This is a genomic window from Capnocytophaga periodontitidis, assembly GCF_016126015.1.
GTDB classification, from domain to species: Bacteria; Bacteroidota; Bacteroidia; order Flavobacteriales; family Flavobacteriaceae; genus Capnocytophaga; species Capnocytophaga periodontitidis.
In genome coordinates, this window is the sequence record NZ_JAEFDB010000019.1 from 1 (window position 1) to 20,849 (window position 20,849).

Annotated in this window: 18 protein-coding genes; 16 read left to right on the forward strand and 2 right to left on the reverse strand. The window is 37.4% G+C overall.

Translation table 11 applies throughout. The features are described from left to right. The first annotated feature begins 137 nt into the window (after positions 1-137). From I7X29_RS14690 to I7X29_RS14740, 11 genes are all read left to right on the forward strand, one after another. Positions 138-2,090: an OmpA family protein gene (locus tag I7X29_RS14690; protein ID WP_198475758.1), complete on the forward strand. Its 1,953-nt coding sequence runs from the start codon at positions 138-140 to the stop codon at positions 2,088-2,090. 131 nt (positions 2,091-2,221) lie between these two features. Next, positions 2,222-3,031 (forward strand): twin-arginine translocase subunit TatC, encoded by an 810-nt coding sequence (gene tatC / locus I7X29_RS14695; protein ID WP_034555183.1) that lies wholly within the window; start codon positions 2,222-2,224, stop codon positions 3,029-3,031. Positions 3,032-3,039: 8 nt separating this feature from the next. Then, positions 3,040-3,693: a hypothetical protein gene (locus I7X29_RS14700; protein WP_009412382.1), complete on the forward strand. Its 654-nt coding sequence runs from the start codon at positions 3,040-3,042 to the stop codon at positions 3,691-3,693. 4 nt (positions 3,694-3,697) lie between these two features. After that, the gene (gene lptB / locus I7X29_RS14705) at positions 3,698-4,483 is read left to right on the forward strand and encodes an LPS export ABC transporter ATP-binding protein (protein ID WP_009412381.1); all 786 of its coding nucleotides are present in this window, start codon (positions 3,698-3,700) and stop codon (positions 4,481-4,483) included. Between the two features lie 165 nt (positions 4,484-4,648). Next, positions 4,649-5,347, forward strand: a complete 699-nt coding sequence (locus I7X29_RS14710) for a DUF4262 domain-containing protein (RefSeq protein WP_225883781.1) — start codon at positions 4,649-4,651, stop codon at positions 5,345-5,347. A gap of 2 nt (positions 5,348-5,349) precedes the next feature. Continuing rightward, positions 5,350-5,886 (forward strand): hypothetical protein, encoded by a 537-nt coding sequence (locus tag I7X29_RS14715; protein WP_088594634.1) that lies wholly within the window; start codon positions 5,350-5,352, stop codon positions 5,884-5,886. Between the two features lie 291 nt (positions 5,887-6,177). Then, positions 6,178-7,401 (forward strand): peptidase T, encoded by a 1,224-nt coding sequence (gene pepT, locus I7X29_RS14720; protein ID WP_009412378.1) that lies wholly within the window; start codon positions 6,178-6,180, stop codon positions 7,399-7,401. An 84-nt stretch (positions 7,402-7,485) separates the two neighbouring features. After that, entirely contained in the window at positions 7,486-8,679 is a 1,194-nt protein-coding gene (locus I7X29_RS14725; protein WP_198475762.1) for a pyridoxal phosphate-dependent aminotransferase, read from the forward strand. 156 nt (positions 8,680-8,835) lie between these two features. Continuing rightward, positions 8,836-9,816 (forward strand): 6-phosphofructokinase, encoded by a 981-nt coding sequence (pfkA, locus tag I7X29_RS14730; protein ID WP_009412376.1) that lies wholly within the window; start codon positions 8,836-8,838, stop codon positions 9,814-9,816. 52 nt (positions 9,817-9,868) lie between these two features. Then, positions 9,869-10,867: a type I glyceraldehyde-3-phosphate dehydrogenase gene (gap, locus tag I7X29_RS14735; RefSeq protein WP_009412375.1), complete on the forward strand. Its 999-nt coding sequence runs from the start codon at positions 9,869-9,871 to the stop codon at positions 10,865-10,867. Positions 10,868-10,951: 84 nt separating this feature from the next. Next, on the forward strand, positions 10,952-11,806 hold the full coding sequence (locus tag I7X29_RS14740; RefSeq protein WP_009412374.1) for a hypothetical protein: 855 nt from the start codon (positions 10,952-10,954) through the stop codon (positions 11,804-11,806). Between the two features lie 66 nt (positions 11,807-11,872). On the opposite strand, the gene I7X29_RS14745 is transcribed toward I7X29_RS14740, so the two are convergent. Together I7X29_RS14745 and I7X29_RS14750 are read right to left on the reverse strand one after the other, a co-directional pair. Continuing rightward, positions 11,873-12,487 (reverse strand): deoxynucleoside kinase, encoded by a 615-nt coding sequence (locus tag I7X29_RS14745; protein ID WP_009412373.1) that lies wholly within the window; start codon positions 12,485-12,487, stop codon positions 11,873-11,875. Positions 12,488-12,501: 14 nt separating this feature from the next. Further along, positions 12,502-12,984: an Lrp/AsnC family transcriptional regulator gene (locus I7X29_RS14750; protein WP_034555180.1), complete on the reverse strand. Its 483-nt coding sequence runs from the start codon at positions 12,982-12,984 to the stop codon at positions 12,502-12,504. Between the two features lie 330 nt (positions 12,985-13,314). Here I7X29_RS14750 and I7X29_RS14755 point away from each other — a divergent pair, with 330 nt between their 5' ends. From I7X29_RS14755 to I7X29_RS14775, 5 genes are all read left to right on the forward strand, one after another. Next, on the forward strand, positions 13,315-14,397 hold the full coding sequence (locus tag I7X29_RS14755; RefSeq protein WP_198467626.1) for an AMP-binding protein: 1,083 nt from the start codon (positions 13,315-13,317) through the stop codon (positions 14,395-14,397). A gap of 2 nt (positions 14,398-14,399) precedes the next feature. Then, positions 14,400-16,223: an ABC transporter ATP-binding protein gene (locus I7X29_RS14760; RefSeq protein ID WP_198475764.1), complete on the forward strand. Its 1,824-nt coding sequence runs from the start codon at positions 14,400-14,402 to the stop codon at positions 16,221-16,223. A 29-nt stretch (positions 16,224-16,252) separates the two neighbouring features. Then, positions 16,253-17,041: an ADP-ribosylglycohydrolase family protein gene (locus I7X29_RS14765; RefSeq protein WP_198475766.1), complete on the forward strand. Its 789-nt coding sequence runs from the start codon at positions 16,253-16,255 to the stop codon at positions 17,039-17,041. Positions 17,042-17,141: 100 nt separating this feature from the next. After that, positions 17,142-17,585, forward strand: coding sequence for a T9SS type A sorting domain-containing protein (locus I7X29_RS14770; RefSeq protein WP_198475768.1), 444 nt, complete (start codon positions 17,142-17,144; stop codon positions 17,583-17,585). 25 nt (positions 17,586-17,610) lie between these two features. Beyond that, positions 17,611-20,849, forward strand: a 3,239-nt coding sequence (locus I7X29_RS14775; RefSeq protein WP_198475770.1) for an FG-GAP repeat domain-containing protein, incomplete at its 3' end; no start/stop codon positions are given.

Below are 20,849 nucleotides of genomic sequence, written 5' to 3' on the forward strand. Positions count from 1 at the left end.
CTCAGGTTCACACGAAATCTTCTTGCGTTATGAATTGGTAAAAACCTACAAAAAAATTGTATCTCCTCGATTCTTTTAGTGTGAGCTAACCACTTTTTAAAATTTTAACCCTATTTTTTAATTATTAATTATAAAAAATGAGATTACTAAGTTTAACTTTCGCATTATTATGTAGTGCACAAGTGCTATTAGCACAACCTGAAAAGGAATTAGAAAAAGCAAATGAAATGTACAAAAACTTTGCTTATGTCGATGCTATTAGAATATACGAAAGTATTGCTAAAAAAGGATTTGTAAATCAAGAAATGCTAGAGAGCTTAGGTAATTCCTATTACTACAACGCCGAGTACAAAAAAGCACTCCCTTGGTACAAACAACTCTTTGAAAATCCAAATTACAAAGTAAAACCTGAGTATTACTATCGTTATGCACAAGTGCTAAAATCAGTAGGTAAGTATAATGATGCCGATAAAATGATGGCTAAGTTCGCCGAATTGACCGATGATAAAGATACCCGAGCAATACTTTTTGAAAAAAATAAAGATTATCAACAAGCTATACAAGAGAATTCAGGAAGATTTAAACTGAATCCTATAGCTTTAAATACAGAGTACTCTGAGTATGGACCATCTTTCTACGGTGATAAAATCGTATTTGCAGCAGCTACTAGCGGAAGAGCTTCTAAAGGCGGTGTCTCTCAATGGACAGGCGAAGGGTTCTACGACCTTTATGTAGCCGATCGCAACAAACAAAAATTGTCTAATAAGAAACCCTTCTCTGCTGCTATCAACACAAAATTCAACGAGTCTACTGCTGTTTTTACTAAAGATGGTAAAACAGTTTATTTTACTCGTAACAACTATGTAAATAAAAAATTAGGAACAGATAAGGATGATACCATTCTTCTAAAAATACTTCGCGCTACCAAAGGTAGTGATGGCGAGTGGGGTAATGTGGTAGAAGTGCCTTTTAATAGCGATCAATACAATGTGGCACACCCTGCCTTAAGCCCTGATGAAAAATATTTGTACTTTGCATCCGATATGGGAGGTACCTTAGGCGGATCTGATATTTTCCGAGTAGAAATTTTAGGAGATAACAAATACGGAAAACCTGAAAATTTAGGAAATCTAATCAATACCCCAGGACGCGAATCTTTCCCTTTCATCTCTAAAAACAACGTAATGTACTATTCATCTGATGGATTCCCTGGTTTAGGTGGTTTGGATATCTTCGCCGTAAAATTCTATGAAAATGGTACGACTTCTAAACCTATCAATATTGGTCGCCCAGGTAATAGTGCCGATGATGACTTCTGCTTTATAATGGATAGCGATTCTAAAATAGGCTTCCTCTCATCTAACCGCCCAGGAGGAAAAGGTAGAGATGATATTTATAGCTTCTTTGAAGAAAAACCTTTAGTTTTTGATTGTGAGAAAATGCTCAAAGGAGTCTTAAAAGATGCTAAAACGAATAATGTAATTGTTGATGGGCTCATTATACTTTCGGATAGAACAATGAAAGAAGTCGCTAAACAAAAAACTAAAGAAGATGGTACTTTTGCTTTCAATGAGGTAGATTGTAAAGAATTGTATTACTACTTGCGTGGCGAAAAAGAAAAATATGAAACTGCTGAAGTGAAAGTAAACACCGATAAAGAAGGCGAAACATACTACGAAATGCTTCTTGAACCAAGAGAAGTCGCAATTTCTAAAAATACTGATTTAGCCAAAATATTCAATATCAAAGAAATTTATTTCGATTTGAATAAGTCTGATATACGTCCTGATGCGGCCGTAGAACTCGCTAAGATAGTAGAGGTAATGAAACAGTATCCTAAGATGAAAGTTGATATCCGTTCTCACACCGATAGCCGCGCTTCCGATGCCTACAACTTAGCCTTGTCAGATAAACGCGCAAAATCTACCCTCGAATGGATAGTAAAACAAGGTATTGAACGTAAACGCCTAACAGCTAAAGGTTATGGCGAAACTCGTTTGGTAAATGGTTGCTCTAATGGTGTCCCTTGTACCGAAGAAGAGCATCAAGCTAACCGCCGTAGCGAATTTATAGTAGTGAGTATCGAATAACAATGTTTGAATAACAAAAAAACTGTTTGGGAGACCAAGCAGTTTTTTTATTACCTATAATTGCTAATTATGAATTATTTTTTATCTTTGCGCCATTAAATTTGTTATTAAAAGAAATTAATAAACTTACAATGGGAGCATCACAAGATGAAATGTCCTTTTTAGACCATTTAGAAGCCTTGCGCTGGCATTTAATACGCGCTACTATAGCCGTCTTAATTGTGGGAGTAGTAGCTTTTGTATGTAAGGATTTTATCTTTCAAATTATCTTTGCTCCTAAAAATGGCGATTTTTTCACTTATAAAATGTTCTGCAAAATAGGGCACTTTTTTGGTTTTGAAAGCGCTTTCTGTGCCGAAAAACTCCCTTTTACCATCCAAAGCCGTACAATGGCAGGGCAGTTCTCAGCTCATATCTGGACGTCTATCTGGGCAGGAGTGATTATCGCATTCCCTTATGTGCTTTATGAAGTCTGGAAATTCATCAGCCCAGCATTGTATGAACACGAACGCAAGTTAGCACGAGGTTTTATCTTCATTGCTTCTTTGCTGTTTTTTATAGGCGTATTGTTTGGTTATTACCTTATAACACCGCTTTCAGTGAACTTTTTAGGGTCTTATTCGGTAAGCCCTGAGGTGAAAAATCAAATAGATATAGATTCATATATTTCAGTAGTACGCTCATCGGTCATTTCGTGTGGCATTGTTTTTGAACTGCCTATTGTCATTTATTTCCTTACTAAGCTGGGCGTTGTAACCCCTGTTTTTATGCGTAAGTATAGACGTCACGCTTTGATAGTAGTGCTCATAGTTGCCGCTATTATCACCCCCCCCGATGTAGCCAGCCAGATAATCGTCTCAATACCGATTATGCTCCTGTACGAAATAAGTATTTTTATTTCGGCTTATGTTTTAAAAAAAGAACAAAACAAGGTAATTTAATATTTTTAATGGATTGTAATACCTACTTACAGCACTTACCCAACGTGAAAACGTTGAAACAGCTTTGCAAAGGCAGAGCCGTGTTAGACTGGATTATTTGTGGTCACGAGTTCGAAGTTTATCACACCTACTACAAAGCCAATGAAGAAGAATACGACGGCTATGAAGCCCAGTGGGGGCACGGCTTTGAAGATGAAGATGGCACATCGTTGTCATTCTATTTTATCGATAAAGCCTGCTTAATAGTACCCTCATCCAGCGCCGAAGACAGCAAAGGAGGCGATAACCACGATTTCGAGAAACGCATCCCCAAAGTGTTTTTGCCCTACTATCGTAAAAACTTCTCGCAAAGTGATATCCCTTTTGTGATATACTCTTTGGATGGTGAAACGTGGCAATGCGTGGAAAATTTTCCTGTGGAAGAACACATCGATAAATTTGAACATATAACTACTAACCCTGCAAAATACAAAGAATGGGCAGTAGATTATATGGGCGACGAAGGCTTCTTGCAAGAAGTGATGAGCGAACAAACTATTACCGATATTTACGAAGGAAAAGTGCTTACCGAGGAAATGGTCTATAGCATCGTAACCGAAGTGCACGACTGGGTAGATTTAGAAACTGAACTCAACGAAATGCCTTATCGCTTTTCGTTTTAACTATATGAAATTAGTAGTAAACAACATCATCAAAATATACAAAGGAAGAAAGGTTGTAAAAGGCGTTTCGCTGGAAGTAAACCAAGGCGAAATCGTTGGACTCTTAGGCCCTAATGGCGCCGGTAAAACAACTTCCTTTTATATGATTGTGGGACTCATCAAGCCCAATGGCGGTACGATCTTCTTGGATAATACCGATATTACCAATTATCCTATGTACAAACGCGCTCAAAGCGGTATTGGCTACTTGGCACAAGAAGCTTCGGTGTTTAGAAAGTTGAGCATTGAGGACAATATCAAAAGTGTATTGCAACTCACCAAACTCTCTAAAGCCGAACAACAACGCAAAACCGATGAGTTGATTGATGAATTTAGCTTGGGGCATATCCGTAAAAACCGTGGTGACCTACTCTCAGGAGGAGAACGCCGCCGTACCGAAATTGCCCGGGCTTTGGCTACCAGTCCGAATTTTATCTTGCTCGACGAACCTTTTGCTGGGGTAGACCCTATTGCGGTGGAAGATATCCAACGCATTGTGGCTCAACTTAAAGATAAAAATATTGGTATCCTCATCACCGACCATAATGTGCAGGAAACTCTTGCTATTACCGATCGTACTTACTTGATGTTTGAAGGAGGAATCCTCAAATCAGGAGTGCCTGAAGATTTGGCTGCCGATGAGACGGTACGTAAAGTATACCTCGGAAAAAATTTTGAGTTAAGACGTAAGAAAAAACCAGAAGATGATGATAGTAATATGAATCAAGAATTGGAAAATGATAATCCCTGATTAACAGCGTATTGTCACTTTTGTGTCGCATCTTCCCTTTGAAAGATTATCGGCAATTGCCGAGTAAGTGAATTAGGAGGAAGTTTATAATCAACAAGTTAATTCAATCCTTGATAGGCATTAAATCAATAAACTAACGAATTGTCAAATCAATATATCAATAAATTGACAAGTGATATCGAAAAATACGGCTTTGGGGTGATAATGGTACCCCAAACTGATTACTTGCCATCTTTTGCTTATACAGTAGGTTTGTGGAAAAGCTACAAACACCCTGAGCTTATTACTTTAGGAATGCCAATAGATATACTCCATACCGTACTCAATACGGTAGCGTTTGAAGGCGTAAAAAAAGGAAAATCTATAGAAATAGGTAAGAATTATCGTGGCGTATTAGAAAAACATCCCGTACAATTCTTAACGGTAGACAAGCGTAATATCCCTGATTATTTTGGACAAGCAATCAACTATTACCAAACAGCCGATTTCCCTGCATTACAATTGATATGGCCTGATGACAAAGGTGTATTCCCTTATGAAACAAATTTTAGAGAAGATTTAATCTACTTGCAACCGTTATTAGATAGAAATGCCGATTTCAAATTTAGAGAAGACAAACTCCGCCCCGTATTTACAACATCCGCTTGGTTAGAAAGTCAAGAACCAATTGTAGATGTAATACACGATAAAGAAGGCTATTGGTTTTTCCTTCCCTTAGGAGAACCCGATTGGAAGATGGTGCCCTTGGAAGAATTAGTAAAAGCCGACCCTACTCTCAATGATGTTTTTAACCTCGATTATGGAGAAAGTGCTAATAGGGAGTTTATAGGAGGGCAATGGCAAAGAGATGTTTATGAAGGGTAGAAATGTATAAAGAACTTTTAAACATATCAAAAGCTAACCTAACAACAACCCGCAATATTACTCAAATAGGGAGTTTTGAAATTCCTCCTTCTTATTTGCAGTTTGCTCAAGAAATAGGCTTTGGTAGATTGTTAGGCTTATTTCTCACCTATATTCCAATGGGAGAAAACACACCTTATTGTGATGCTTTGGAACACAGAAATGCACATTGGAAAGAAATCTTTCAAATGTATTTAAAGGAATATCCAGATAGGTTATTTCTCAAAAAAGAAGCAGATAATAAAGAGCGCTTAGCTAATGCAGAACCTTTTTTGTTTAGTGAAAATGGAGAGGTTGTGTTTTGGGATAGTAGAAATCGGGATGATAAGGGAGAATGCCCTATTTATTTGGTAGATTTTTCTACAGGAATATATTTAGCAGGGAATACTTTTAAAGAGTTTATTCTCAACCTTACAGATAAAGCAAAAGTAAAAAGTATTTTGAAATTTGAAGATGATCCTTTGTTGAGAACTTTTGACCCTTTACCATTAAAAGACTGAAAAATATCGTTTCAGACTTTGGCAAAGTTGATTACCTTGAAAATCAACTACTCTTAGAGTGTGTTGTGTAGGAAAGCCAGCGATAGCTGGGTATGTGCTGCAAACACCCACATAAATAAAACTTTTTGCAAACGCCCTTAAAAAGTAAGTTTATTTATTTGCAATCTATTTTTGTTTGACTATAATATTAGAACAATTAACCCTATATAACACTCACTTTTGAGAATTGTCCCCTTCGGGGGAACGGGGGCTAAACTCCCAACAAACAAGAAAAACTAAAAACTATATATAATGAAAAATTTAGTAGACCGTTTTATTAAGTACATAAAAATAGACTCTCAGTCTAATCCTGAGAGTGAAACAACCCCTAGTACCAAAAAACAATGGAATATGGCAAACTTATTGGTAGAAGAATTGAAAGCCATTGGTTTGCAAGATGTAACAGTAGATGAAAACGCCTATGTAATGGCTACCTTGCCATCAAATGTAGATTACCCAGTACCTACCATTGGCTTTATCTCTCACTTCGATACCTCTCCTGACTTCTCTGGTGAAAACGTAAATCCACAATTTGTAGAAAATTACGATGGGGGTGATATCGTCCTCAACAAAGAACAAAACATAGTGTTATCACCTTCTTATTTTGAGGATTTGTTGCTCTACAAAGGCAATACCATTATCACAACTGATGGAACTACCCTTTTGGGAGCTGACGATAAGGCAGGTATTGCCGAAATCGTAACCGCTATGGAATACCTCGTGCAACACCCCGAAATCAAACACGGAAAAATACGCGTAGGCTTTACCCCTGATGAGGAAATAGGTCGTGGAGCTCATAAATTCGATGTCAAAAAATTCGCTGCTGATTGGGCTTATACAATGGACGGCGGACAAATTGGCGAACTTGAATACGAAAGTTTTAACGCAGCAGGAGCTAAAATACACTTCAAAGGGAAAAACGTGCATCCTGGTACTGCCAAAAACAAAATGATAAACTCAATGCTTGTAGCTACTCAGTTTATCAATGCGCTACCAGCCGACGAGATTCCAGCTCGCACCGAAGGTCGCGAAGGATTCTATCACATTACCGATATCTCTGGAGATGTAGAAAATACAGTAGTACAGCTTATCATCCGCGACCACGACCGCGACCTTTTCAATAAACGCAAAGCCGTAGTACAGCAAATTGTAGACGATTTGAACAAACAAATCCCTAATGTGGCAGTAGCCGAAATAAAAGACCAATATTACAATATGGGTGAAAAAATCAAACCTGTGATGCATATTGTAGAAGTAGCCGAACGCGCGATGAAAGAATTAGGTATTACCCCTATAACCAAACCTATCCGCGGTGGTACCGATGGTTCTCAACTTAGCTTTATGGGATTGCCTTGCCCTAATATCTTTGCAGGCGGACATAATTTCCACGGTAAATACGAATTTGTACCCGTAGAAAACCTCGAAAAAGCTACCGAAGTGATTATTCGCATTGCTGAATTAGTAGCAAAAAAATAAGATAATTAGCCAATCTGTCAATTAGCCAATGTGTTAATTGACAAATTGGCTAACTTGCTAATTAACTAATTGATAAATTAACTTATGCCTACAATATCACATAGAGCGCAAATATTGCCTCAGTCTCCTATCAGGAAACTCACTCCTTACGCCGAAAAAGCAGCTAAGGAAGGGAAAACTATTTACCACCTCAATATTGGTCAACCCGATATTAAAACCCCTGAAATAGCTATTCAGGCAGTCAAAGATTTTACCCCTAAGGTATTGGAATATACCAAAAGTGAGGGCATCAACTCTCTCAGAGAAAAGGTGGTCGAATACTACAAAAAACACGATATTAAGGTCAATAGCAATGATATTATCATTACCAATGGTGGCTCCGAAGCGCTTACCTATGTAATTGCTACTGTTGCCAATGCCGATGATGAAATTATCATTCCTGAACCTTATTATGCGAACTACATCAGCTTTTCAGAAGCCTTTGATGCTATATGTGTACCTATTACGTCTTCTTTTGATGATAACTTTGCCTTGCCTCCTATAGAAGAATTTGAGAAAAAGATAACGCCTAAAACCAAAGCTTTTCTCATTTGTAACCCTGGAAATCCTACAGGTTATTTGTATTCTAAAGAGGAAATTTTGCAATTGGCAGCAATAGCCAAAAAACACGATATTTTCCTTATTTTCGATGAGGTATACCGCGAGTTCGTGTACGATGGTGCTACCCATTATTCCATTATGCAAGTAGAAGGCATCGAACAAAATGCTATAATGATAGATTCGGTGTCTAAACGTTTTAGTATGTGTGGAGCACGCATCGGGTGGGTAGTCTCTAAGAATAAAGACGTGATGATGTCTGTTTTGAAGTTCGCTCAAGCACGCTTGTCTCCCCCTACTTATTCTCAAATAGGTGCAGAGCGCGCTTTTGATGTGCCCGACACTTACTTTGAAGAAGTATTAAAAGAATACACCCAACGTAGGAATGTGCTTATTGAGGAACTCCAAAAAGTAAAAGGGGTACGCGTATCAATGCCTAAAGGGGCTTTCTATTGTATAGCCGAATTGCCTGTAGAAAATGCAGAAGATTTCAGTATATGGCTTTTAGACCATTTTTCAGTAAATAACGAAACGGTAATGTTGGCTCCTGCCGAAGGTTTTTATGCTACCGAAGGTTTAGGGTGCAACCAAGTGCGTATAGCTTATGTGCTCGAGAAGGAGAAGATAGTAAAAGCCATTCACATATTAGGTGAAGCTTTAAAGGAATACAACAAACATTAAGATTTAATGAAGATTTTATAAAACTAACTTTTAACACCTATTTTCTAATTCCTAATAAACTAAATAGTTATATTTTTTAGTGTTAAAAAAACACATAAAATTATTGCTATATCAAAAATATTTTGTACTTTTGAGGCGGAAAATTAAAAACAGACAATGTCAGTAAAGAAAATAGCAGTATTAACATCAGGAGGAGACGCTCCTGGTATGAACGCCGCCATTCGCTCAGTGGTACGTACTTGTGCATACCACAACATCGAAGTGGTAGGTGTATATCGCGGCTATCAGGGAATGATAGAAGGCGATTTCGAACCAATGAATGCTCGTAGCGTTCGCGATATTATCAACAGAGGGGGTACTATCTTGAAATCTGCCCGCTCTAAAGACTTTAGAACTCCTGAAGGACGCAAAGTAGCCTATGAAAAACTAAAAGCAGCAGGAGTAGATTCTTTAGTAGTAATAGGAGGTGACGGCTCTTTTACTGGAGCACTCTTGTTCAACAAAGAATTTGGCTTCCCCGTAATGGGAATCCCTGGTACTATCGATAACGACATTTATGGTACTGATTTTACTTTAGGCTATGATACAGCTCTCAACACTGTAATTGAGGCTATCGACAAAATTAGAGATACAGCAAGCTCTCACAACCGCTTGTTCTTCATCGAAGTAATGGGGCGTGATGCAGGGCATATCGCTCTCAACTCTGGAGTAGGAGCAGGAGCTGAAGAGATCTTGATCCCAGAAGAGAATATAGGGCTTAAAAAACTACTTGAATCTTTGGAAAAAAGTCGTATGACTGGTAAAACTTCTAGCTTGGTAGTGGTTGCCGAAGGCGATAAAATAGGTAAAAACGTATTCGAACTTAAAGAATACGTAGAACAACACCACCCCGATTACGATGTGCGTGTATCTGTATTAGGCCACATGCAACGGGGGGGGGCTCCTTCTTGCTTCGACCGCGTTTTAGCAAGCCGTATGGGAGTAAAAGCTGTAGAATCTCTCCTTGAAGGTAAATCTAACTATATGGTGGGTATCCGTAACAATAAAATGGAACTCACCCCGCTTGAAAAAGCTATCAAAGGTAGTTCTAAAATAGATACAGAACTCCTCCGCGTAGCCGAAATAATGGCAACTTAGTAACGTAACAAACTTAAAATTAAATAACGAATAAATTAAATTTAACAGAATTATGTCAGTAAAAATTGGAATTAACGGTTTCGGACGTATTGGTCGTCTCGTATTCCGTGCTGCTTATGAAAGAGCCGACGTAGAAATCGTTGGTATTAACGACCTTTTGGATGTAGATTACATCGCTTACCTTTTGAAATACGATTCAGTTCACGGAACTTTTAAAGGTGATGTGAAAGTAGAAAATGGTCACTTAGTAGTAGATGGCAAAAAAGTGCGTATCACTGCTGAAAAAGACCCTAACAACCTTAAATGGAACGAAGTACACGCCGATGTAGTTGCTGAATGTACTGGTATCTTCACCACTTTGGAAAAAGCACAAGCTCACATCAATGCAGGTGCTAAAAAAGTAGTGATTTCTGCTCCATCAGCCGATGCTCCTATGTTTGTAATGGGTGTGAACCACAAAACAGTAAAACCTACTGATACTATCGTGTCTAACGCTTCTTGTACAACTAACTGTTTGGCGCCTATCGCTAAAGTATTGAACGATAACTTCGGTATCGAAGAAGCCCTAATGACTACAGTTCACGCTACAACCGCTACTCAGTTAACAGTAGACGGTCCTTCTAAAAAAGATTGGAGAGGTGGACGTTCAGCTCTTTGCAACATCATTCCTTCAACCACAGGTGCTGCTAAAGCTGTAGGTAAAGTAATTCCTGAACTCAACGGTAAACTTACCGGTATGGCTTTCCGCGTACCTACTGCCGATGTTTCAGTTGTTGATTTGACTTTCCGTACTAAAAAACCAACTACACTTGAAGAAATCAACGCTGCTATGAAAAAAGCATCTGAAGGTGAATTGAAAGGTATCCTTGGATACACTGAAGATTTGGTTGTTTCTCAAGACTTCGTAGGTTGCAAAAATACATCTATTTTCGATGCTAAAGCTGGTATCGGCTTGAGTGCTAACTTCTTCAAAGTAGTTTCTTGGTACGATAACGAAACTGGTTATTCAAACAAATTAGTAGATTTAGCTCAACACGTTGCTAAATTGTAATTCTTAAAAAAGGTGAGTTGCCCAACTTAGGGGTAAACTCACCTTTTTTTAATAAAATAATAATAATTTAAAAACCGAAACGATATGATTTTAATTGTAGACAGTGGTGCTACTAAGGCCGATTGGACTGCCTTAAACAGCAAAGGTGAAAAAATATTTTTTACGCAAACTTTAGGGTTGAACCCCGAAGTACTTACAGAAGAAATTCTCGTAGAGCGTATTACCACCAATTACCAATTGTTTGAAAACAGAAATTCAGTATCCGAAATTTATTTCTATGGTGCTGGTTGTGGTACTGAACGCATCCGTTACTTTGTAGAACGTAGCTTAGCAACTATCTTCAAAAACGCTAAAATAGAAGTAAAAGAAGATACTTATGCTGCTGTGTTTGCTACTACAGCCCCCTCCGATAAAGCTATTGTATGTATCTTAGGTACAGGTGCTAACTGCTCTTATTGGAATGGTAAAGAATTATACCAAGCAGTAGATTCATTAGGCTATATTTTGATGGACGAATCAAGTGGAAACTTCTATGGCAAACGCTTGATTATCGACTATTACTTCAAGAAAATGCCTGCTGACCTCGTGCAAAAATTTGAAAACCAATATGAATTGGGTTCAGATGTGATTAAAAACCACTTGTACAAAATGCCTAACCCTAATAGTTACTTGGCTACTTTTGCAAAATTTGTGGTTGAAAACAAAAATCACGAATATTGCCGCGATATGGTAAGAAAAGGTATGCAACTATTTGTAGACCACTGGATTTCTCAATATGAAGATCGCTACGAAGTGCCTATCAACTTTGTGGGTAGTATCGCTTTCTTCCTCCAAGATATCTTGGAAGAAGTATTAGCTGAAAACAATCTTAAATTAGGAACTGTACTTAGAAAACCAATCGATGGGTTGGTAGCTTTCCACGTAAACAAATTCTTTTAATAACAAATAAAATATAAAAGAAAAAAAGACACTCACTATAGATATAGTGGGTGTCTCTTTTTAATTTTAAAACAATCCATAAAGAAGTCCATCTATTTTATTGATAATATCACCTAAATCTTCAGGGTTGTTTACAAAATCAATATTGTCTACTTCTATAATCAGTAGTTTCCCTTTATCATAGCCCTTTATCCACTGTTCATATCGTTGGTTGAGGCGGTTTAGATAGTCTATTGAGATTGTATTTTCGTAATCCCGACCGCGTTTTTGTATTTGATTTACCAAATTCGGTACTGAACTTCTGAGGTAAATCAGTAGATCTGGAGGGAGAACTAAGCGTTCCATTAGAGCGAACAGTGATTTATAATTGTCAAAATCACGAGAACTCATCAGCCCCATTTCGTGTAAGTTAGGAGCAAAAATATGAGCATCTTCGTAGATAGTACGATCCTGAATAATATCGTTGCCCTTTTCTCTAAAATCCAAAATCTGTCGGAAGCGACTGTTTAGAAAGTATATTTGTAAATTAAAACTCCAGCGCTCCATTTGGTGATAAAAGTCGTCTAAATAAGGGTTGTCTACCACATCTTCAAAGTGGGCTTCCCATTGGTAGTGTTTAGCTAATAGGGAGGTAAGTGTCGTTTTGCCTGCACCTATATTTCCTGCAATGGCTATGTGCATTTTTTAGATTGATTTTATTCAGTTTCTTCTTCGTTTATACTTTTAATCCAAGAGGTATTTTTGATTTGTTGAATTATAAAAGAACTTTGAATATTAGAAATAATTTCCATTTTAGAAAGTTTCTGTACAACAAATTTCTGATAATCTTCCATATCGTTGAGTATAACTTTCAGGAGGAAATCGTAACTACCTGCCATATACGAGGCTTCAAGCACTTCGTCAAGATTACTAATGTATTTCTCAAATTCTTCAAATAGTTGTCCGCTGTGTCTCAAAAGTTTTACTTGGCAGTAAGCTATCAGCCTTTTCCCAAGGGCTTTAGGGTCAGCAACAGCAACATATTTCTGAATAACACCTGTATTTTCCATCCGTTTAATACGTTCGTGAACAGGAGTAATTGATAAACCTACTTTTTCAGATAGACTTTTAACCGATTGTTTGCTATCTTTTTGTAGTTCATCTAAGATTTTTAAATCTATGCGGTCTAATTGATACATAATATTTGAATTTGATGCGGTAAAATTAAGAATTTTTTTGATATAAAACTGAACATTAGAGAAAATATTTTTGCTGTTTTTTTGTAAAATGCTCAAATACAGCTAAAAAATAAAAAGAAATACTAAGGTGATTTTTCTATTTGCTATCTATGAATTAGTAATTTTTTCTAAATCAATATAATTTTCCAGAATTGAGAGGTTTGATATCAAGGGTAACTTTTTTCATTGTAGCTTCAAGTAGAAAAAATCTAATATTTGTATTTAATTTTGTCTATTTCGTTTAAAAATTGTAGTTTTGCAATTGCTATCTAAACAATAATATTATTTTATATGGAAGAAATAGATTACAAATTTGTACATAAAGATTTTAGAATCAACGGTTTCCCTATTGATAGAGAACGCTTAATCATTTTAGCAGTAGCCTATGTAAAGGATGGCTTGCCTTACCGTAAAGCGGTAGGAAGATTTCTTTTGGATTGGCTTGATAATAAAGATTATATCGAAGCTACAACCTCAGGATCAACAGGTATCCCTAAACAAATTCAACTTAAAAAACAAGGAATGGTAAACTCTGCTTTGGCTACAGGTGAATATCTAAACCTTTCACCCAAAGACCGTGCTCTGTTGTGTCTGCCAGCCGATTTTATCGCAGGAAAAATGATGCTCATTCGTGCAATTGTTCTGGGCTTGCACCTCGATATTATCAGACCTTCATCTATGCCGCTATCGCTCACCAATAAAAATTACGATTTCTGTGCAATGATTCCTTTACAAGCAGCAAAATCTCTTACCGATTTACCTCGTGTAAAAAAACTAATTTTAGGCGGAGCTTCTATTGATGGTGAGTTAGAAGCTAAATTACAGAATATTTCTACCGAAGTATACTCTTCTTACGGAATGACCGAAACCATTTCGCATATTGCGATGCGTAAGGTAAATCACACCGAGCAACACGAAACTACTTACAAGGCAATGCCTAATGTGATTTTCACCCAAGACGACCGCCATTGCTTAGTAATCAATGCTCCTTTAATTGCCGATCACCCTGTAGTTACAAACGATATGGTAAACCTTATCTCTCACAATGAGTTTGAGTGGTTAGGACGTTTCGACAATATCATCAACTCTGGCGGTTTTAAGGTCTTCCCTGAAAGTGTAGAACGCAAAATCAAAAAATATATCAAAGGAGATTACTTTATTACCAAAGAACCTGATGATGAATTAGGACAGCGCGCTGTATTATACGTACAAGGCGATGAAAAAGATTACCCTACTTTAGCTCACGATATCTATATGGATAAAGATATGCTAAAGTACGAAGTACCTCGCCAAATCTATTTCGTTCCTGAATTTGTATATACTGATAATCAAAAGTTAAGAAGGGACGAAACCGTTAAAAAATACAAAAAATAAGAATGAAACTCAAGAGATTTATCCCTTACCTATTGCCCTATAAACAACAGGCGTTTCTGAATATATTTTTTAATATACTCTACTCACTTTTCAGCGCCTTATCGTTTGTCGCACTGATTCCTATGCTCGATGTCCTTTTTGGCAAAACGCAACCTATATTACAAGAACCTGTCTATTCAGGAAATCTATTAGAACTGGGTAGTTATGGCAAAGCCTATTTGAACTATAAAGTAGGTGCGTTAGCAGGCGAGAATACCATTTGGGCATTAGCAATTGTGATTGCTTTGGTGCTTTCTCTTTTCTTACTAAAAAATTTATTCAGTTATTTAGCTTCTTTTTTTATTACCTATCTTCGTAATGGGGTACTTAAAGATTTGCGCAATAATCTGTATAAAAAAGTAGTCAATCAGCCAATAGCTTTCTTTTCCGATCAACGCAAGGGTGATATAATGTCCCGTATGATAGGTGATGTAAACGAAGTACAAAACTCTATGCTTTCAGCATTAGAATCGTTTATACGTGAGCCTCTTACCATCATATTTTCTATTTTAGTAATGTTAGGCATCAGCGTAAAACTCACTCTGTTTACTTTTATATTTATTCCTATTGCAGCAGCTATCATTTCTAAAATAGGTAAATCTCTTAAAAAGAACTCTATAGCAGTACAACAAGAACAAGGGCGATTTCTTTCTCTCATAGAAGAAACTATAGGCGGATTGCGTGTCATCAAAGCATTCAATGCCGAAAGTATATTCTCCAAACGATTTGCCGACTCTAGCCAAACCTTTAACCGATTAAGCAACAAGGTAATGAATAGACAAAACTTAGGATCCCCTATGAGTGAGTTCCTCGGTATCTTGATGATTGCTATATTGTTGTGGTTCGGTGGTTCTCTGGTGTTGGTCGACAAAACTTTAGAGGGAACTCAGTTCATCGCTTTTATGGGCTTAGCTTACAATATCCTCACACCTGCTAAAGCTATCAGCAAAGCTTCTTACGATATGCGCCGCGGAAATGCTGCTGCCGAGCGTATCTTGGAAATACTCGATTACGAAAACCCCATCAAAGAACGTGAAAACGCTGTGATGATAAAAAATTTTACTACAGCTATCACCTTAAAAGAGGTTACTTTTGCTTATGCTGAACAACCCGTGCTCTCCCATTTTTCGTTAGAAGTGCCTAAAGGAAAAACAGTAGCTTTAGTAGGGCAATCAGGGAGTGGAAAAAGTACTATTGCTAACCTAATCACTCGTTTTTACGATGTAAACGAAGGTGCAATCCTCATCGATGGAGTGGATGTAAAAGATATGCAAACCACTTCCTTGCGCAAACTTATAGGGGTAGTGTCGCAGGACTCTATACTCTTCAATGATACCATAAAGAACAACCTACTGATAGGTAAACCCGATGCTACCGATGAGGAACTTATAACAGCAGCCAAAATCGCCAACGCCTATGAGTTTATAAACGACTTGCCTGAAGGTTTTGAAACTAATATAGGTGATGCAGGTAGCAAACTGAGCGGTGGACAAAAACAACGTTTGAGCATTGCCCGTGCCGTACTGAAAAATCCCCCTATAATGGTACTCGACGAAGCTACTTCAGCACTCGATACCGAAAGCGAACGATTGGTGCAAAACGCTTTAGAGAATATGATGAAACACCGTACCTCTATAGTTATTGCTCACCGCCTTTCCACTATACAAAATGCCGACTTGATTGTCGTGATGCAAAAAGGACGTATCGTAGAACAAGGTACCCACAGCGAACTAATACAAAAAAATGGTATGTACAAACGATTAGTAGAAATGCAAACCATTGAGTAATACCATAATCAACTAATTGATTATTAGTTATGAAACAGACAATTTTAGGGGCAATAGCAGGAGATGTGATCGGTTCAGTATACGAATTTAATAACACACGAACTACTGATTTTCCACTATTTAAAAGAGAAACAACCTTTACGGATGATACAGTAATGACTATTGCCATAGCCGATGCGATCCTTCACAATAAGGATTTTGCTCAAACAATATTAGACTATGGTAAGCGTTATCCAAATAGAGGTTATGGAACAAGTTTTTTTAAGTGGTTAGCACACGATACCCCCGCACCACCCTACAATAGTTGGGGGAACGGTTCGGCAATGCGTGTAAGTGCGGTGGGTTTTGCTTATAATGATTTAGATAAAGTACTTAAAAAAGCAGAAAAAACAGCAGTAGTAACACACAATCACCCAGAGGGTATCAAAGGAGCACAAGCTACAGCAGCTGCTATTTTTCTGGCACGAACAGGTAAAAATAAAGCTGAGATAAAAGCTTATATAGAGCAAAAGTTTGGATATGATTTAGATTTTACCCTTGATGAAATACGCCCTACTTTTCCATTTGACGAAAATTGTCAAGGTACAGTACCCCAGTCAATTGTTGCCTTTTTGGAGAGCACAGACTATGATAGCGCTATACGATTAGCAATTTCATTAGGTGGTGATAGCGATACCATTGCTTGCATAACAGGAGGTATAGCAATAGCTTTTTATAAGGAGATGTCACAAGTTATAGTAGATAAAATACGTAGAGAATATTTACCTCCTGCTTTTGTTACTATTATTGATGAATTCGACTTAGTTTTTAATAACTAATAATGAAGTATAAAAGTGCAAAAAATATTTCCCATATTTTCTTGCACTTTTCATTTCTTATTCCTACCTTTGTGCCGATTATTACCAAACTTACTAAACAATGTTAAAATATTTCCTCTTCTTTTTTGGTACTTTAAGTATCTACGCTCAAAAAGAGTACTGTTTTCAGTATGATAGCGCTGGCAACCAGCGCCGTGCGCTCTTGTGTCTCAATGCAACCGATGAGGCTACTGATGAAGAAATTTTTGATGAACTTCCTGATAATCTCAAATCTTTAAATAGCGATAACTCAAAAGTACAGCTATATGGTGTGCCTAACCCTGCTACCGACCAGATAGGAGTCTATTGGCAACACAGCGAAAATGGAGCGCTTACGCATTTAGCAATCTTCACCGTCAACGGACAGTTAATGCAACAAATTGATAACCTCCCACCTACAGAACCTTACCATATCAATATCTCCACTTGGTCAGCAGGCTATTACTTTATGGTGGCTACATTCTCGGATGGTAGCAAGAAAATCTTTAAAATTGTAAAAAAATAACAATACCTATATTACTATTATTACTATGAAACACATACTCTACATATTACTCAGCTTAAGCAGCCTAACTGTTACAGCACAGGAATTGCCTTATAAGGTAATTCAGAAAACCTCTTTTCATCGCGATGAACCTACACCCCCTACCCTTACTGAACTACCTGTGAGCAGTGCTACCACAGCACGTGGCGCATCGGGAGCTGACTTAGGTATTACCCCAAGCAATTTAGATGTGAGTGCCACAGGGGCAGCCGTGTACACTATCCCTATTGCAGTGCCTGCGGGCATCAATGGCGTGCAGCCTAATCTTGCGCTTACCTATAACAGTCAGGCGGGTAATGACATTGCAGGCTATGGCTGGAATATCACGGGTATCTCAAAGATTAGCCGTGTAGGCTCCACCCCTTACCACAACGGACAACTCACAGGGGTTAATCTCACTGAAACGGATCAGTTTGCTCTTGATGGTCAGCGCTTATTGCTTAAAGAAGGCACTCACGGAGCAGATGGAGCAGTGTATGAGACAGAGAATTTCTCGAATGTGAAGGTGGTAGCCAAGGGAACTTTTGGAAATGGCATCTTTGGACCGAGTTATTTTGAAGTGCTATATCCTGATGGGAGTAAGGCGTATTATGGGAAGGGGGAGAAAAGTAGCGATCCTCTCCAATATAATATATCTTCTTGGGAAAATGCTATAGGAATAAGTATTATTTATAAATATGTAAAAGTAAATAATATGAGTCTCCCTGATGTCATTAACTATCAAGGAGGGTCAATCTCTTTTACCTATGATCCTATACCACGAAAGCGTCCTATTAGCTTTTATGTTGCAGGGATATATTTTGAGAACATAAGACCTTTACTCTCTATTGATACTTATGCTGATAAAGGACATTATAGAAGCTATGAATTACAATACGACAGCAATAGCTTAGGCTATAATAGATTGATTAATATACAAGAGCGCGTAGGAGGAGTACTAAGAAATCCAATAGAATTAAGATATACAAATATAGGTAACGAAGGACTAAGTTTGATAAAATCAGAAGGAAGTTTGGGATTAACAGGAGTAAGCAACTTAAATTCAGCAGTAGTTTCCTTAGATTTCAATGGAGATGGTTATTTGGACTTTATAATGTATCCTACAAAAGGTCCTGATGCCTATAAAAAAGTATATATTTTTGATGGGTTTAGGAATAAAGAAGCTCCTTTTACCATAGGTGTTTCTATGCCAGAATTTAAAGAAATATTTCCTGCACAGATTCTCTCTCATCTTAATTACCAGATGGAAGGGCAGGCTTTTATAGCTACACGAGTAAAAGATAATAAATTGCTTTTTGATATATATTCAAAATATTCTATTACACCATTTATTTATCAGTATAGTAAAGAATTTCAAATACCAACCTATACAGAAGAAAGATGCTATAGAGACGATATAGATGTACCTGTTAAAATAAAAGTACTATCGGGAGATTTTGATGGGAATGGACTTACAGATATTCTTACAATAGAAGAGCCTTTGATATTAAGCACAGATTGTGAAGGAGAGTATGGAGGGCATTGTAGTTGCAAGCACTATATTGAAGGGGGCGTTAAAGTAAATTGGTTAGATTTGGATAGGAGAAAAGAAAATAACTATACTAAACATATAGGAGAATTAGAAAAACAATATGAGAATGGCGACCTCTTGCAAGCCATTGATATGAATGGTGATGGTAAGACTGATTTAGTGCATATTTCACAGGGGGTTATATATGTTTATGAACTTAATGAGCAGTATCAACTCAAAAAGCTTATAGAAGAACATAACCCATTGATTTTATATAAAAATACACTGCTATTCACTCACACAATACCTCCTGTGATTGGTGATTTTAATGGAGATGGAAAAATTGACTTAATGTTACCTAGAACTACTTCTACCAAAGTCTATGATATTTTGTATGGAACAGGGAAGGGGTTTACAACTAAGAAGGAAATAAGTCTACCTTTCCTTTATGAGGTATACCCATCTCCTGATGGCAATGGATATATAGACACTCGTCTCATCGCCATTGACTTTAATAATGATGGAAAAAGTGATATATTAGAGTTCCGTATTGGAAATAGAGATAAAAAAGAGGATTTCAGAGGTTTTAAAATATATAAAAACATTGGTAACACAGGAGATCTTTTTGAAAGAATAGGAAGTGATAGATATATAGATTTCTCAACAGGGTCTCCTGGTCATTTGATATTTTCAAATCCAGATAAGAAGAATGTTTTTATGGATATTTCTTTACTTTTTGACAACTGTGTTGAGACACTCTACTCACAAAAGAATAATAAAGAAGAAATGCTTCTACGTACTATCAATAATAAACAAGCTTATAGTATTAGTTATGGAAAAATGGAATCTAACGAAGGTAAGAGTCGATTAGACCCTGAAACACATTATCACGGAGTCCTATATGAGGATGCTCATTTTGCTCATAAATTTCCTTATATAGGATTAGGAAGTGTGCCTTCTATATATTTAGTATCTAAAATAGAGCGTTCTGGATTTAATTTCCCAAACACCGAACAACATTTTAACTATTATGGTGCCTATACACACTCTGATGGATTAGGATTTTTAGGTTTTAAGGGAATATGTCGTAGTAATTGGTTTGAAGCAAACAAACAAAATGTTCAAGCATTGTATTCTTATCAAGAGAGAGATATTTTATTAAGAGGAGCTCCTGCCAATGAATATACACTCAGCTACCCTTCAACATATATTCCTACACTTGATTTTCTTTCCAAAACCACCTATATCTACACCCACTCCGAAGCCCCTAACAAGTGCTTTAAACTCCAGTTGGAGAAGCAAGTTACTGAGGATAAACTCAAAGGGATAACCACCACGCAATCCTTTGCTTACGACACCGACCTAAACCCAACGCAAATCACCACAGAAACCGATGGCTATAAACAAGTACAGGAACTGCAATACGCCCCAAAAGAAAGCAGTCCCTACCGTATGGGCTTGCTCACCCATAAACGCACAGCAAGCACTTTGGACGGTGATACTTTTACGGCTGAGGAAAGCTATACTTATGAGAATGGGTTAATCAGCACTGCCAAAACAAAAGGCAACGGCACAGGCGAGCACACCGAAAAATTTAGTTATGACCCCTATGGCAATATAACCCAAAAGGAAACTATTGCTGAAGACGGACAAAAGCGCATTGAGCAATACACCTACGACCCTACTCACCGCTTTATAGCAACCCATACCGATTT

Coding starts and splice junctions, on each gene's coding strand:
- I7X29_RS14700 (WP_009412382.1), top strand. CDS start 3,040: ATGGATTGTAATACCTACTTACAGCACTTACCCAACGTGAAAACGTTG.
- lptB (WP_009412381.1), top strand. CDS start 3,698: ATGAAATTAGTAGTAAACAACATCATCAAAATATACAAAGGAAGAAAG.
- I7X29_RS14770 (WP_198475768.1), top strand. CDS start 17,142: ATGTTAAAATATTTCCTCTTCTTTTTTGGTACTTTAAGTATCTACGCT.
- I7X29_RS14760 (WP_198475764.1), top strand. CDS start 14,400: ATGAAACTCAAGAGATTTATCCCTTACCTATTGCCCTATAAACAACAG.
- I7X29_RS14740 (WP_009412374.1), top strand. CDS start 10,952: ATGATTTTAATTGTAGACAGTGGTGCTACTAAGGCCGATTGGACTGCC.
- pfkA (WP_009412376.1), top strand. CDS start 8,836: ATGTCAGTAAAGAAAATAGCAGTATTAACATCAGGAGGAGACGCTCCT.
- I7X29_RS14755 (WP_198467626.1), top strand. CDS start 13,315: ATGGAAGAAATAGATTACAAATTTGTACATAAAGATTTTAGAATCAAC.
- tatC (WP_034555183.1), top strand. CDS start 2,222: ATGGGAGCATCACAAGATGAAATGTCCTTTTTAGACCATTTAGAAGCC.
- gap (WP_009412375.1), top strand. CDS start 9,869: ATGTCAGTAAAAATTGGAATTAACGGTTTCGGACGTATTGGTCGTCTC.
- I7X29_RS14690 (WP_198475758.1), top strand. CDS start 138: ATGAGATTACTAAGTTTAACTTTCGCATTATTATGTAGTGCACAAGTG.
- pepT (WP_009412378.1), top strand. CDS start 6,178: ATGAAAAATTTAGTAGACCGTTTTATTAAGTACATAAAAATAGACTCT.
- I7X29_RS14715 (WP_088594634.1), top strand. CDS start 5,350: ATGTATAAAGAACTTTTAAACATATCAAAAGCTAACCTAACAACAACC.
- I7X29_RS14750 (WP_034555180.1), bottom strand. CDS start 12,984: ATGTATCAATTAGACCGCATAGATTTAAAAATCTTAGATGAACTACAA.
- I7X29_RS14745 (WP_009412373.1), bottom strand. CDS start 12,487: ATGCACATAGCCATTGCAGGAAATATAGGTGCAGGCAAAACGACACTT.
- I7X29_RS14725 (WP_198475762.1), top strand. CDS start 7,486: ATGCCTACAATATCACATAGAGCGCAAATATTGCCTCAGTCTCCTATC.
- I7X29_RS14765 (WP_198475766.1), top strand. CDS start 16,253: ATGAAACAGACAATTTTAGGGGCAATAGCAGGAGATGTGATCGGTTCA.